General features: G+C 64.9%; 11 protein-coding genes. 6 read left to right on the top strand and 5 right to left on the bottom strand.

Annotation, left to right across the window (positions count from 1 at the left end):
* Positions 1–151 precede the first annotated feature (151 nt).
* Both sucC and sucD read left to right on the top strand, forming a co-directional pair.
* Positions 152–1,315, top strand: coding sequence for an ADP-forming succinate--CoA ligase subunit beta (gene sucC, locus DK366_RS03615; RefSeq protein WP_109124143.1), 1,164 nt, complete (start codon positions 152–154; stop codon positions 1,313–1,315).
* Positions 1,316–1,329: 14 nt separating this feature from the next.
* A complete protein-coding gene (gene sucD, locus DK366_RS03610; protein WP_109124142.1) occupies positions 1,330–2,205 on the top strand; it encodes a succinate--CoA ligase subunit alpha in 876 nt (291 codons plus the stop codon).
* A gap of 214 nt (positions 2,206–2,419) precedes the next feature.
* On the opposite strand, the gene DK366_RS03605 is transcribed toward sucD, so the two are convergent.
* A complete protein-coding gene (locus DK366_RS03605; RefSeq protein ID WP_109124141.1) occupies positions 2,420–3,319 on the bottom strand; it encodes a LysR family transcriptional regulator ArgP in 900 nt (299 codons plus the stop codon).
* A gap of 124 nt (positions 3,320–3,443) precedes the next feature.
* Here DK366_RS03605 and DK366_RS03600 point away from each other — a divergent pair, with 124 nt between their 5' ends.
* Complete coding sequence (locus DK366_RS03600; RefSeq protein WP_109124140.1) at positions 3,444–4,061, top strand: LysE/ArgO family amino acid transporter; 618 nt, start codon at positions 3,444–3,446, stop codon at positions 4,059–4,061.
* A gap of 81 nt (positions 4,062–4,142) precedes the next feature.
* Positions 4,143–5,774: an NAD+ synthase gene (locus DK366_RS03595; protein WP_109124139.1), complete on the top strand. Its 1,632-nt coding sequence runs from the start codon at positions 4,143–4,145 to the stop codon at positions 5,772–5,774.
* 180 nt (positions 5,775–5,954) lie between these two features.
* Here DK366_RS03595 and DK366_RS03590 read toward each other — a convergent pair whose 3' ends face one another.
* Entirely contained in the window at positions 5,955–6,797 is an 843-nt protein-coding gene (locus DK366_RS03590) for an outer membrane protein assembly factor BamD (protein WP_109124138.1), read from the bottom strand.
* Positions 6,798–6,866: 69 nt separating this feature from the next.
* On the opposite strand from DK366_RS03590, the gene rluD reads away from it, so the two are divergent.
* Positions 6,867–7,844, top strand: a complete 978-nt coding sequence (rluD, locus tag DK366_RS03585) for a 23S rRNA pseudouridine(1911/1915/1917) synthase RluD (protein ID WP_109124137.1) — start codon at positions 6,867–6,869, stop codon at positions 7,842–7,844.
* Between the two features lie 2 nt (positions 7,845–7,846).
* On the top strand, positions 7,847–8,593 hold the full coding sequence (gene pgeF, locus DK366_RS03580; RefSeq protein ID WP_109124279.1) for a peptidoglycan editing factor PgeF: 747 nt from the start codon (positions 7,847–7,849) through the stop codon (positions 8,591–8,593).
* A 30-nt stretch (positions 8,594–8,623) separates the two neighbouring features.
* Here the strand turns inward: pgeF and otsA are convergent, their stop codons facing one another.
* Genes otsA through otsB form a run of 3 tightly spaced genes read right to left on the bottom strand, consistent with a single transcriptional unit; the run spans position 8,624 to position 12,613 of the window.
* Positions 8,624–10,012: an alpha,alpha-trehalose-phosphate synthase (UDP-forming) gene (gene otsA, locus DK366_RS03575; RefSeq protein WP_109124136.1), complete on the bottom strand. Its 1,389-nt coding sequence runs from the start codon at positions 10,010–10,012 to the stop codon at positions 8,624–8,626.
* Entirely contained in the window at positions 10,012–11,838 is a 1,827-nt protein-coding gene (locus DK366_RS03570) for a glycoside hydrolase family 15 protein (protein ID WP_109124135.1), read from the bottom strand. Before DK366_RS03570 ends, otsA begins: the two co-directional genes overlap by 1 nt.
* Positions 11,804–12,613, bottom strand: a complete 810-nt coding sequence (gene otsB, locus DK366_RS03565) for a trehalose-phosphatase (RefSeq protein ID WP_157956438.1) — start codon at positions 12,611–12,613, stop codon at positions 11,804–11,806. Before otsB ends, DK366_RS03570 begins: the two co-directional genes overlap by 35 nt.
* Positions 12,614–12,617 lie beyond the last annotated feature (4 nt).

The following is a 12,617-nucleotide window of genomic DNA, read 5'->3' as shown; positions in this document are numbered from 1 at the left end:
ACCGGGCCGTATTGCGCGGTTTTCGTCTTGTCGACAGGCAGGCGGCGGCGCACTGCATCCGGCAGCGCTTGTACCGCCGTCGTTCCCCTGACCGTATGGACCACCCACAGTCCATCACGGCCGCCACGTTCCCCGTACTCTCGAGGTATCCATGAATTTCCACGAGTACCAGGCCAAAGAATTGTTCGCGAAGTACGGCATTGCCGTGCCCCCGGGCAAGGTCGCCAACTCTCCCGATGCCGCTGTCGACGCCGCCAAGCACCTTGGTGGCGGGCAGTGGATGGTCAAGGCTCAGATCCACGCAGGTGGCCGCGGTAAGGCCGGCGGCGTCAAGTTCTGCAAGAGCCTGGACGACGTCCGTGCAGCAGCCAAGGGCATGCTGGGCACCAACATGGAAACCTACCAGTCCGCCGGCCGCGCGCTGCCGGTGAACCTGGTGCTGGTCACCGACGCCACCAACATCGCCAAGGAACTGTATCTGTCGATCCTGACGGACCGCGATTCCAAGTCGATCTCGTTCATCGCCTCCAAGCACGGCGGCGTGGACATCGAGCAGGTCGCCAAGGACACGCCCGAAGACATCCACACCATCGTGGTGGACTTCGTGGAAGGCCTGCAGCCGTACCAGTGCCGCCAGCTCGGCTTCGCCATGGACCTCAACGCGAAGCAGGTCGGCCAGCTGACCAAGATCATGCTGGGCCTGTACAAGCTGTTCAACGAGAAGGACCTGTCCCTGGTCGAGCTGAACCCGCTCGCCATCCTCGAAGACGGCAACCTCGCCGCCCTCGACGGCAAGGTCAACTCCGACGACAACGCCGAGTTCCGTCACCCGGACCTGGCCGCCATGCGCGACCTGACCCAGGAAGACCAGGCCGAAGCGGCTGCCGTGCAGCACAACCTGAACTACGTGACGATGGACGGCTCCATCGGCTGCATGGTCAACGGCGCAGGCCTGGCCATGGCCACCATGGACGTGATCCAGCTGGCAGGCGGCGAGCCGGCCAACTTCCTTGACGTCGGCGGCGGCGCCACCAAGGAACGCGTCACCGAGGCGTTCAAGCTCATCCTCTCCTCCGACAAGGTGAAGGCCATCCTGGTCAACATCTTCGGCGGCATCGTGCGTTGCGACCTGATCGCCGAAGGCATCATCGCGGCCGTGAAGGAAGTGGGTCTGAAGATCCCCGTCGTGGTTCGCCTGCAGGGCACCAACGTGGAGCTGGGCCGCGAACTGCTCGCCAACTCCGGCCTGGCGATCACGCCGGCCGACGATCTCAACGATGCGGCGCAGAAAGCCGTGGCTGCGGCCAAGGCCTGAGGAGCAACTGAACCATGAGCGTTCTCGTCAACAAGAACACCAAGGTCCTCGTGCAGGGCTTCACCGGCCAGCAGGGCACCTTTCACGCGCAGCAGGCGCTGGACTACGGCACCAAGGTCGTGGGCGGCGTGACCCCGGGCAAGGGCGGCACCGAGCACATCGGCCTGCCGGTCTTCAACTCGGTCGCCGAAGCCGTCGATGAAACCGGCGCCGACGCGTCCGTCATCTTCGTGCCGCCGCCGTTCGCGGCTGACTCGATCCTCGAAGCCATCGATGCTGGCATCAAGGTCATCGTGGCCATCACCGAAGGCATCCCGGTGCTGGACATGCTGCGCGTGAAGAACGTGTTGGCACAGCATCCGGAAACCGTGCTGATCGGGCCGAACTGCCCCGGCATCATCACCCCGGGCGAGTGCAAGATCGGCATCATGCCGGGTCACATCCACATGCCGGGCAAGGTCGGCATCGTCTCGCGCTCCGGCACGCTGACGTACGAATCGGTCTTCCAGACCACCAACGAAGGCCTGGGCCAGTCCACGGTCATCGGCATCGGCGGCGACCCGATCAACGGCCTGAGCTTCATCGACTGCCTGAAGATGTTCCAGGACGATCCGCAGACCGAAGGCATCATCATGGTCGGCGAAATCGGCGGCTCGGCTGAAGAAGACGCCGCCGAGTTCATCGGCGAATACGTCACCAAGCCGGTCGTGTCGTTCATCGCCGGTGCGTCGGCCCCTCCGGGCAAGCGCATGGGCCATGCCGGCGCCATCATCTCGGGCGGCAAGGGCACGGCAGCGGCGAAGTTCGCTGCGCTGGAGAAGGCGGGCGTCACCACGGTGAAGTCCCCGGCCGACCTCGGCAAGACCCTCGCCGGTCTGATGAAGAAGTAATTCGGGTTTTCACAACCGATACGAAAAGGGCCGCAGCGATGCGGCCCTTTTTCTTTGCATGGTCGCCACGCGCCTGGCTCGCTGTTGTAGGAGCGCACTCTGTGCGCGACAGCCCTTCGCGAGCAGGCTCATGGATAAGCTGGGTACAGGGACAGTCGCGCACAGGGTGCGCTCCCACAAAGTGGGCTCCCGCAAGGAGCCAAAACGTTCGGCTCTATCGACGCTGACGCAATCCACCGGCAGCAGCCTGCAACAACTTCTCCGTGACGATCGCCAGCGTCGTCGAGCGGATCGACCAGCACTGCCAGTACAGCGGAACATCCAGCGACCGACCGGGTGCGATCGGCGTCAACGTTCCTTCCGCAAAATGCTTGTCCAGCATCGACTCGGGCGCCATGGCCCAGCCAAGACCCAGCGCGGCACCTTCCACGAGCGCGGTGGAAGAGGGCACGTAGTGCACGGGCGGCGCGAGCCTGGCGCGGGTCACGCCATGGATGAAGCGCCACTGCAGCGCGTCCTTGCGGTTGAACACCAGCATGGGCGCCTGGCCAAGCGAAGCGGCGTTCACGCCATGGCCAAAATGACGTTTGACGAATGCGGGCGAGGCCACGGGCAGGTAGCGCATCACGCCCAGCTTCTTCACGCTGCAGCCCTGCACAGGCTGCGCATCGGCAGTGATGGCGCCGAGCACGGAGCCATCACGCAAAAGGCGGGTCGAGTGGTCCTGGTCTTCCACCCGGATGTCGAACAGAAGCGAGTGCTCGTCGTGCAGCCGTGCCAGCGCGGTGAGGAACCAGGTGGCGAGCGAGTCCGCGTTGACGCCGATGGAGACCGTGGTGGGGCCGCTGCTTTCAGCGCCGACATGGAAGTCGTTCAGCGTCTCCGCTTCCAGCAGTCGCATCTGTTGCACGCTGCGCAGCAGGCGCTCGCCTGCATCGGTGGCTTCGCACGGCGTGCGGCGAAGAATCAGCACCTGGCCGAGGCGATCTTCCAATGCCTTGACGCGCTGGGAGATGGCAGAAGGCGTCAAGGAAAGGCGTTGCGCCGCACAGTCGAAGCTTCCCTCGGCCAGTACGGCGGCAAAGGCAGTGAGCTGGGGATTGAGCAGGCTCATGGATAGGTTTCCCTCTGCGCAGCTACGGGCAACAAATTCAGAATTTCTTAATCGGTGTAAAGATAATTAGTTTTACTGAACCGGACGTCTACGTCACAGTAGGGCGCTTTCGGAGGATATTCCCATGATTTCCACGGCCTACCTGGCCGGCCTCGCCGCAGGCGCGGGCCTGATCATCGCCATTGGCGCGCAGAACGCGTTCGTACTTCGCCAGGGCTTGCAGCGGCATTTTGTGGGTTCGGTGGTGGCCGTTTGCGTGGTGGCCGACGTCAGCCTGATCCTGCTTGGCGTGGGCGGCATGGGACTAGTGGTGCAACAGCATCCCGGCTTGCTGCAGTGGCTGCGTTTTGCCGGTGCGGCGTTCCTGGCGGCGTACGGCGCCATGGCGCTGCGGCGTGCCTGGCAGGGCGAGAGCGGCCTGCAACCCGTCGGCGATGGCACGCTGAGTCGCGGCCGCGTGGTGTTGGCATGTCTGGCGTTCACCTTGCTCAATCCGCACGTGTATCTGGATACCGTGGTGCTGCTGGGCAGCTTGTCCACGCACTACGAGGGAGAGGCGCGCTGGCTGTTCGCGGCGGGTGCATCCACGGCCAGCGTGGCCTGGTTCCTGGCGCTGGGTTATGGCGCCCGCCTGTTGTTGCCCGTGTTCCGCAGTCCGCGGGCGTGGCGCGTATTCGACGTGGCGGTGGCGATCTTCATGCTCGTGCTGGCCGCGATGCTGCTTCGCCAGCCGGTGGCCTGATTCCTGCGGGGTGCCGTCCCGGGCAAGCCCTTGCGGGTGCTCGGTTACAATGGGATTCCCCAGGCAACGGATCCCCACGGTATGTCTTCCCTACGCTTCGCGCTGGCCCAGTTCGATTTCCCGGTAGGCGCGGTTGCGGCCAATGCGGCCAAGGTGGGTGATTTGCTGGCGCAGGCGCGCGATGGCGGCGCGGCGCTGGTGGCCTTTCCCGAACTCACCCTCAGCGGTTATCCGCCGGAAGACCTGCTGCTGCGCCCCAGTTTCCTCGCGGCGTGCCAATGCGAGCTCAATGCACTGGCCGGCGCCACCAATGGCGTGGCCGCGCTGGTCGGTCATCCCCACAGCGAGGGCGAGGTGTACAACGCGGCCAGCCTGCTGCGTGGCGGCACCATCGAGCTGACCACGCACAAGCAGGCGCTGCCCAACTACGGCGTATTCGACGACAAGCGCTATTTTCGCCCTGGCCGCGACAGCGCCGTGGCGATGATCGACGGCGTGCGCGTGGGCATGCTGATCTGCGAAGACATCTGGGAAATGGAACCCGCCGCCCAGGCGGCCGCTGCCGGAGCGGAGCTGATCGTGGTGATCAACGCGTCGCCCTTTGACGACGCCAAGCAGTCCTCGCGCGAGGAAGTGCTGATCGCACGCGCGCTGGAAACGGGTTGCGCCATCGCTTACGTCAACATGGTCGGCGGCCAGGACGAAGTGGTGTACGACGGTGGCTCCATGCTGGTGAATGCGGATGGCAGTATTGCTGCCCGCGCACCGCATTTCGTCGATGCCATGCTGTGGGCCGAGTTCGACAGCGAGACACGCACGCTGCGCGCCGACAACTGGCCGACCACTGCTGATGATTCCATCGAGGCGACGCTGTACGCGGCGCTGGTGCGCGGCATTCGGGACTACATCGACAAGAACGGTTTTTCGGGCGTGCTGCTTGGGCTTTCCGGCGGCATCGACTCCGCCTTGACGCTGGCGCTGGCCGTGGATGCGCTGGGTGCCGACCGCGTGACGGCCGTGATGATGCCCACGCGCTACACCTCACAGCTGTCGCTGGATGGCGCGCGTGATCAGGCGGAAAAGCTGGGTGTGGAGTACCACATCATCAACATCGAGCCGATGGTCGATGCGTTCCTGGGTGCACTTGCCCCCGCGTTCGCCGGCAAGGCCGCGGACACCACGGAAGAAAACCTGCAGTCGCGCACGCGCGGCGTCACCCTGATGGCCCTGTCCAACAAGCATGGCCGCCTGCTGCTGGCCACCGGCAACAAGAGCGAGATGGCGGTGGGTTACGCCACGCTCTACGGCGACATGTGCGGCGCATACGCGCCGCTGAAGGACGTCTACAAGACCGTGGTGTATCGCCTCTCGCGCTGGCGCAACATGCATGCCGCGCGCAACGGCGAGCCGGAGTTCATCCCATCCGCCGTCATCGATCGCCCGCCCTCGGCCGAACTGCGCGACAACCAGACCGACCAGGATTCGTTGCCGCCCTACGATGAGCTGGACGCCATCCTCGCGCGCTTCATCGAAGGCGAGGAATCGCAGGCGGAGATCACGTCGCAGGGCTTCCACGCCGACACCGTGCGCCGCGTGGTGCGCCTGGTGTTGATCAACGAGTTCAAGCGCCGTCAGTCGGCACCGGGCCCGCGTGTGACGACGCGTGCGTTCGGGCGCGAACGTCGTTATCCGATCACCTCGGGCTGGAAGTGAGCGCGCGTTAGTCGGCCGCTGTGCGGCCTGTAAAGGGTCAGTCGCCGGCCTTGCCGGCTGTAAAGCTGTAAAGCGGTCAAAGAAAAAGCCGGTGCTCCAAAGCACCGGCTTTTTTCACTTCCAGGCCGTACAGCGGCCGACTAACCCTTTACAGGTCGCGCATGCGACCGACTCACCGTCTTAGTGATGGCCCGAGAACGGGATCATCTTGCGGATCGTCGACGGCGGATGCGGCCACTTCGGATCCTTCAGGTACGGGTGATCCGGGTAGTTCAGGGCCAGCACCTGGCGCGTCTGGTCGGCGAGGTTCTTCTGGTCCATGCCCAGGTAGCTGCGGGTGAGGATGGCCAGCGCGTCGCCGGTCTGCGGTGCCTGCTGATAATGCTCGATGACGTACTGCGAGCGGTCGGCAGCGGCCACGTAGGCCTTGTTGCGCAGGTAGTACTCGGCCACGTTGATCTCGAACTGCGCCAGCACGTTGCGCAGGTAGATCATGCGCTGGCGCGCGTCGGCGGTGTAGGCACTGTCCGGGAAGCGGCGCGACAGCTCCGAGAAGTCGTCGAACGACTTCAGGTTGAAGCCCTGGTCGCGGCGCGTCTGGGCCGCGTCGCCGCGCTGCAGCAGGCGCTCCATGGCGCCGCCGGTGCGATCGAAATTGATCAGGCCGCGCAGGTAATAGGCATAATCGACATGTTTCTGCGTCGGGTACGTCTTGATGAAGCGGTTGATCGTGGAATAAGCGTCGTCCGGCTGGTTGTCCTTGTACTGCGAGTAGGCCAAATCAAGCTGGGCCTGCTCGTTGTATTCGCCGGACGGGAAACGCGCGATCAGTCGCTGGTACGCTTTGGTGGCTGCCGAATAGTCGGCGTGCTCCATCGAGTCATGCGCCTTGGCGTAAAGCTTGTCCACCGGAAGCGTATCGTTGGTGTCCCTCTTGTGGTGGAACATCGAGCATGCGCTCATCGAAAAGACGATGGCGAGCACGACAAAGACTTTGAAAGCCTGCAGCTTGGTTACGCGCATGAGAAGGGTTCAGATGTTTGAGCGAAAAGGGATGATAGCCGAAACCGCCGGGTACCCGGGGAATCGGCCATGACGACGATCCGCCACGAGGCCACGGTGCCCCTGTCCGCGGCAGGTCGGAGGTTCGACCAAGCCTTGGCCGAGATGTTCCCGGACTATTCCAGATCGCGTCTCACGGCCTGGATCAAGGCCGGCGCGGTGACGCTGGATGGCGTGGTTGCGCCACCTCGCCAGCTGCTGCGCGGCGGGGAAAAAGTCCAGCTGGAAGCGGAACTTGAGACCGAAGTGGAGCTGGAGCCGGAGGCCATCGCTCTCAACATCGTCCATGAGGACGACCACGTGCTGGTGCTGAACAAGCCGGCGGGTCTGGTGGTGCATCCGGGCGCAGGAAATAGCGCCGGCACCGTGCTGAACGCCTTGCTTCACCACGACCCCAAGCTCGCTCAGCTGCCCCGCGGCGGCATCGTGCACCGCCTGGACAAGGACACTTCGGGCCTGATGGTGGTCGCCAAGAGCCTGCCCGCCCATACGGCGCTGGTGGACATGCTTTCGCGCCACGACGTGGAGCGCCAGTACGAAGCCGTGGTGCTGGGCACCCTGGTGGCTGGCGGCACGGTGGATGCGCCGATCGGCCGCCACATGGGTGACCGCCTGCGCCAGGCCGTCCGTGACGAGGAGGACGGCAAGCGTGCCGTCACCCATTACCGCCTGCGCGAGCGCTTCCGCGCCCATAGCCTGATCCAGTGCAGCCTGGAAACCGGCCGCACGCACCAGATTCGCGTGCACATGGCCCATATCAACCATCCGCTGATCGGCGATCCGCTTTACGGCGGCGGCCTGCGGCTGCCCAAGGGCGCTTCGCCGGAGCTGGTGGCGGCCTTGCGCGGCTTCCGCCGACAGGCGCTGCATGCCGAGCGCCTGGCCTTCGAACACCCGGTGACGCATGAGCCGCTGTCCTTCAGCGCGGAACGCCCGGCCGACCAGCAGGCCCTGATCGACGCCCTGCGCGCCGACGCCGCCCAGGCCGATCCGGACGATTGGCGGTGAGCCTGGGTGGCAACTGGGTTGTCCCGCGCTGGCCCGCCCCGGCCAACGTGCGGGCAGCGGTGACCACCCGGGAGGGGCCCGGTGTTTCCGACGGCCCCTGGGGCCGCTTCAACCTGGGCGCCCGCTGCGGTGATGAACCGGCGGCCGTGGTCGCCAATCGCGCCGCCGTCCGTACGGCGCTGGTACTGGATCGCGATCCGCATTGGCTGCAGCAGGTCCACGGTGTGGATGTCGTCGACGTGGACCGACTCGATGACACCGAGGAGCCGCGTGCCGATGCCTCGGTTACTCGCCACGCTGGCGAGCCCTTGGCCATCCTCACCGCGGATTGCCTGCCCGCGCTGTTCTGCACCACCGACGGTCGCGCCGTCGCCGCCGCGCACGCCGGCTGGCGCGGCCTGCAGGCCGGGGTGCTGGAGGCTGCCGTGCATTCGTTGCAGGTGCCCCCCTCGCAGGTCATGGCGTGGCTCGGGCCGTGCATCGGCAAGGCGAGCTACGAAGTGGGCGCCGAAGTGCGTGATGCGTTCATTGCGCTCGATGCGGATGCAGCGGAAGGTTTCGAAGCCACGCGACCGGGACACTGGCTGTGCGACCTGGCCTGGCTCGCGCGCCGTCGCCTGGAGAAAGCGGGCGTGGCCAGCGTGCATGGCGGCGGGTTCGATACGCGCACCGACGACCGTTTCTATTCCTATCGCCGCGACGGTGCGCAGAGTGGGCGTTTCGCCAGCCTGATCTGGCTGGAAGGCTGAATCCTCCAGCGGGTAACACCGAAGGCACGCTTATTCCGCCAATCTCCGCAGGAAGGCGTTGCGCCAGGCCGTGACATCCTGCTTTTCCAGCACATCCATCATGCGGCGCCAGCGCGTGCGCCGTTCGTGCAGAGGCATTTCCAGCGCCACGCCCAGTGCCTCGGCCAGCTCTTCGGTATCCGCCGGGTTGACCAGCAAGGCGTCGCGCAACTCCTGCGCGGCACCGGCAAAACGGGACAGCACGAGCACGCCGGGGTCTTCCGGGTCCTGGCTTGCCACGTACTCCTTCGCAACCAGGTTCATGCCGTCGCGCAATGGCGTCACCAGTCCCACGCGTGCACGCCGGTAGAAGCCGCTGAGCAGGCTGTGCGGGTAGGAATTGTTGACGTAGCGAACCGGCACCCAATCCGGCGCTGCGTAAACGCCGTTGATGTGGCCAGCCAAACGTTCCAGCTCGCGACGAATCTGCCGGTATTCCGGTACGCCGCCACGCGACGGCGGGGCGATCTGCAGGAAGCTCACCTTGCGGTGCAGTTGCGGCGAGCGCTGCAGCAAGCGGTCGTAGGCATGGAAACGCTCGGGCAGGCCCTTGGAATAGTCCAGCCGGTCGACGCCAATGATGAGCGCGCGCCCCTGCAGGCTTTCCTTCAGCGCGTGCACTTCCTCCTGCTCGTCGGCATGGCTCGCTGTTTCCGCCACGTGCGCCGTGTCGATGCCAATCGGGAACACTTCGGCGCGAAACGTACGCCCCTCAGGAGTGCGGATGCGCCCGTCGCGACGCATGGTGGCACCGACTTCGTAGAGGAAATATTCGTCGAGTGCGCGGCGATCACGCGGCGTATGCAGGCCCACCAGGTCGTAGCTCGCCAGCGTCTCCAGCAGTTCCAGGTGATGCGGCAGCGCAATCAGCAGGCTCGCCGCAGGCAGCGGCGTATGGAGGAAGAACCCCATGCGATTGCGCAGGCCGCGCTCGCGCAACATGGCGGCCAGGGGGATCAGGTGATAGTCGTTGATCCACACCAGGTCGTCCGGCTGGATCAGCGACATCAGCTGTTCGGCGAAAAGATTGTTGACGCGCAGGTAGCCGGCCAGATGCTTGCGGTCGTAATCGACCAGATCGGGCCGGTAATGCAGCAACGGCCATAAGGTGCGATTGGCGAAACCGTCGTAGAAGTCGTCATGGTCGGTCCGGGAAAGATCAATCGTCGCGTATTCCACCGGTCCGTCTTTCTGCCGGTGCACCTCGCCGGCCGTCTGCCGCGCCACTTTGCCGCTCCAGCCGAACCACACGCCGCCGCGTTCCTGCAGGGCGGCCCTCATGGCCGAGGCCAAGCCGCCGGTGGCGGTCTGGTCGGGCAAAGCCACACGATTGGAAACCACGATCAATCGTCCCTGATCGTTCTTGCGTCCTACCATCATCACATTGCGTCCTCCCATCGTCGCGACAGCCGCATGGCAGCCTGGATCAAACCCACCATCGAGTAGGTCTGCGGAAAATTGCCCCAGTGCTCGCCATTGACCGGCGCGATGTCTTCCGACAGCAGGCCCAGCGGGTTTCTCTGCGACAGCATGTTTTCGAACATCAGGCGCGCACGCTCCTTGCGACCCGTGGCGGCGAGCGCCTCGATGTACCAGAACGTGCAGATGTTGAAGCTGGTTTCCGGTGCGCCGAAGTCGTCGGGCGCGATGTAACGGAACAGATAGTCGCCGCGTCCCAACGCCGTGCCAATGGCATCCACCGTGGCGATGAAGCGCGGGTCCATGGCGTCCACGAAACCGATGTCGGCCAGCAGCAACAGGCTGGCGTCCAGGTGTTCGCCATCGTAGGCGTCAACGAACGTGCCGAGTTTTTCATTCCATGCGTGCACTTCGATGCGTGCGTGCAGCGCCACGGCCTCGTCGTGCCAGTAGCGTGCACGTTCGTCCAGGCCCAGTTCCGTGGCAATGTGCGCCAGTCGATCACATGCCGCCCAGCACATGGCGGCGGAATAGGTATGCACGGCGGCACGGCCGCGGTATTCCCATAAACCCGCATCGGGCGTCTCCGCCACGCGCAGCGCGATTTCACCCATGCGTTCGAGCCGGCGGAAGGTGAGTTCGTCGCCGGGATGTTCCAGGCGTCTATCGAAGAAAATCTGTGCAGAGGCGAGCACCACCGATCCGTACACATCGTTCTGCCGTTGTCGCCACGCATCGTTGCCTACGCGCACCGGCCCCATGCCGCGATAGCCGGCAAGGCTTTCCACCTGTGTTTCGGGCAGCTGATGTTCGAAGGTGATGCCAAACACGGGTCCGATCTCGCGGTCGCCGTCGGAGGCGACCAGGTTGAAGACGTAGCGGATGTACTCCTCCATGCTCCGGGTGGCGCCGAGACGGTTGAGTGCGCGCACGGTGAAGGCGGCGTCGCGGAGCCAGCAGTAGCGGTAATCCCAGTTGCGCCCGGAATCGGCGGATTCGGGTATGGACGTGGTGAGCGCGGCGACGATGGCGCCCGTCGCTTCGTACTGGCACAGCTTCAACGTGATGGCGGAGCGGATCACCGGTTCCTGCCATTCGTAAGGCACGTACAAATTGCGTACCCATTCGCGCCAGTAGGCCAGCGTGCTTTCCAGCGTGTGATGGATGAAATCGGCGGGATTGTCGGTAAGCGTTTCGTCCGGACCGAACACGAAATGCGCGGGCTTTTCGAGAAAGAACGGCAGCCCCCGCTCGATCATGATGGACGCCACGTCGCTGGTCAGGCGTTGCACCACGCCATCGAGCAGAAAGCGGATGTGATTGCTTCCCGACGTGGTCTGCGGCACCTCGCTGCCGTATTTGCAGAGCGGTCGGAGCAGTACGCGAATGCGCGGTGAGCCACCGATGGGCCGCACGCGCCGTGCCAGCAATACGGGGTGGTAGAAGCGTCCGCGCGCACGGAAACGCGGCATGTAGTCGACAATTTCCAGGCCTGAGCCATGGCGATCGTACAGGCGTGTCACCAGCACGGCCGTGTTCGGCATGTAGTGCTGTTCGGTACGTTCCAGGTCTTCCAGCTCGATGGCCCAGTCGCCACCTTCACACTGTGGCGACAACAGCGAGCAGAACGTCGCATCGCCATCGAAACGCGGCAGGCAGCACCAGACGATGCGTCCGCGTCCGTCGATCAGTGCGGCAACACTGCCGTTGCCGATGACACCCAGTTCCAGGCTGGAACGGGTGTTGCTGGATTCAGTGGTTTCCTCCTGAGGCTGAGGAGTGGGCATGTGAAAGGGCTCCATGCTTGAGCGCGTGCAGCACGCGGAACAGCCAGGCTCGCGCGGCGGCGGGCTCCGGCAGCGAATAGCGGGCGACGCTCGGTTCGCGGGAACCCACGCGCACGCTCAAACCGCCCTGGAGGTTGGCGGTGGCGAAACCATGTTCGTCGGTGAGGTCGTCGCCCACGTAAACGGGCTGACGTCCCTGGAATGGCCAGGCGGACATCAGCGTGGCCACGGCCGATCCCTTGTCCATGCCTTCGGGCTTCAGTTCGATCACCAGGTTGCCCGGTTGCATCTCGTAGCCGGCCAGCGACGGCAGCACGTCCTGCACACGCTGGCGCAGGCGGTCGAACATCTGCGGCGAAGTGCGGCAATGCAGGGCGACGGCCATGCCCTTGTCTTCGAGCATGACTCCGGGAAGTTCGGCCGCCACCGAACCGGCGATGTTGCGCACCAGCGTCTGGCGGCTCGCGCCGATGTGCACGCCACGGTAGCGGCCGTCCATGCCTCGCAATTCCAGTCCATGCAATCCGGCCATGGCCCACGGCGGATGGCCGAACAGATCGTCGAGATCGTCCAGGCCGCGGCCGCTCACCAGGGCGAGCGCGCCATCGAGCGCGCCGTAGAGGTCTTCCATCAATTCGCGCAGACGGGAGTCCACGCAAACTTGATCAGGGTGGTCGGCAAAATCGAGCAGCGTTCCGTCGACATCGAGGAACAGCGCCCAACGATCATCCACGCCAGGCAAAGGCGGCGCCGGCAGGGGCAGTTGGGCGGGCATGGCA

The sequence above is a fragment of the Dyella sp. C11 genome, assembly GCF_003121485.1.
Lineage (GTDB): Bacteria > Pseudomonadota > Gammaproteobacteria > Xanthomonadales > Rhodanobacteraceae > Dyella.
The sequence above is the reverse complement of the archived record's forward strand: the minus strand, read 5'-3'. Positions and strand labels throughout refer to the sequence as shown.

Excerpts from the sequence above, each read along its gene's own strand:
- sucC (WP_109124143.1), top strand. The coding sequence starts at position 152 with ATGAATTTCCACGAGTACCAGGCCAAAGAATTGTTCGCGAAGTACGGC.
- sucD (WP_109124142.1), top strand. The coding sequence starts at position 1,330 with ATGAGCGTTCTCGTCAACAAGAACACCAAGGTCCTCGTGCAGGGCTTC.
- DK366_RS03605 (WP_109124141.1), bottom strand. The coding sequence starts at position 3,319 with ATGAGCCTGCTCAATCCCCAGCTCACTGCCTTTGCCGCCGTACTGGCC.
- DK366_RS03600 (WP_109124140.1), top strand. The coding sequence starts at position 3,444 with ATGATTTCCACGGCCTACCTGGCCGGCCTCGCCGCAGGCGCGGGCCTG.
- DK366_RS03595 (WP_109124139.1), top strand. The coding sequence starts at position 4,143 with ATGTCTTCCCTACGCTTCGCGCTGGCCCAGTTCGATTTCCCGGTAGGC.
- DK366_RS03590 (WP_109124138.1), bottom strand. The coding sequence starts at position 6,797 with ATGCGCGTAACCAAGCTGCAGGCTTTCAAAGTCTTTGTCGTGCTCGCC.
- rluD (WP_109124137.1), top strand. The coding sequence starts at position 6,867 with ATGACGACGATCCGCCACGAGGCCACGGTGCCCCTGTCCGCGGCAGGT.
- otsA (WP_109124136.1), bottom strand. The coding sequence starts at position 10,012 with ATGATGGTAGGACGCAAGAACGATCAGGGACGATTGATCGTGGTTTCC.
- DK366_RS03570 (WP_109124135.1), bottom strand. The coding sequence starts at position 11,838 with ATGCCCACTCCTCAGCCTCAGGAGGAAACCACTGAATCCAGCAACACC.
- otsB (WP_157956438.1), bottom strand. The coding sequence starts at position 12,613 with ATGCCCGCCCAACTGCCCCTGCCGGCGCCGCCTTTGCCTGGCGTGGAT.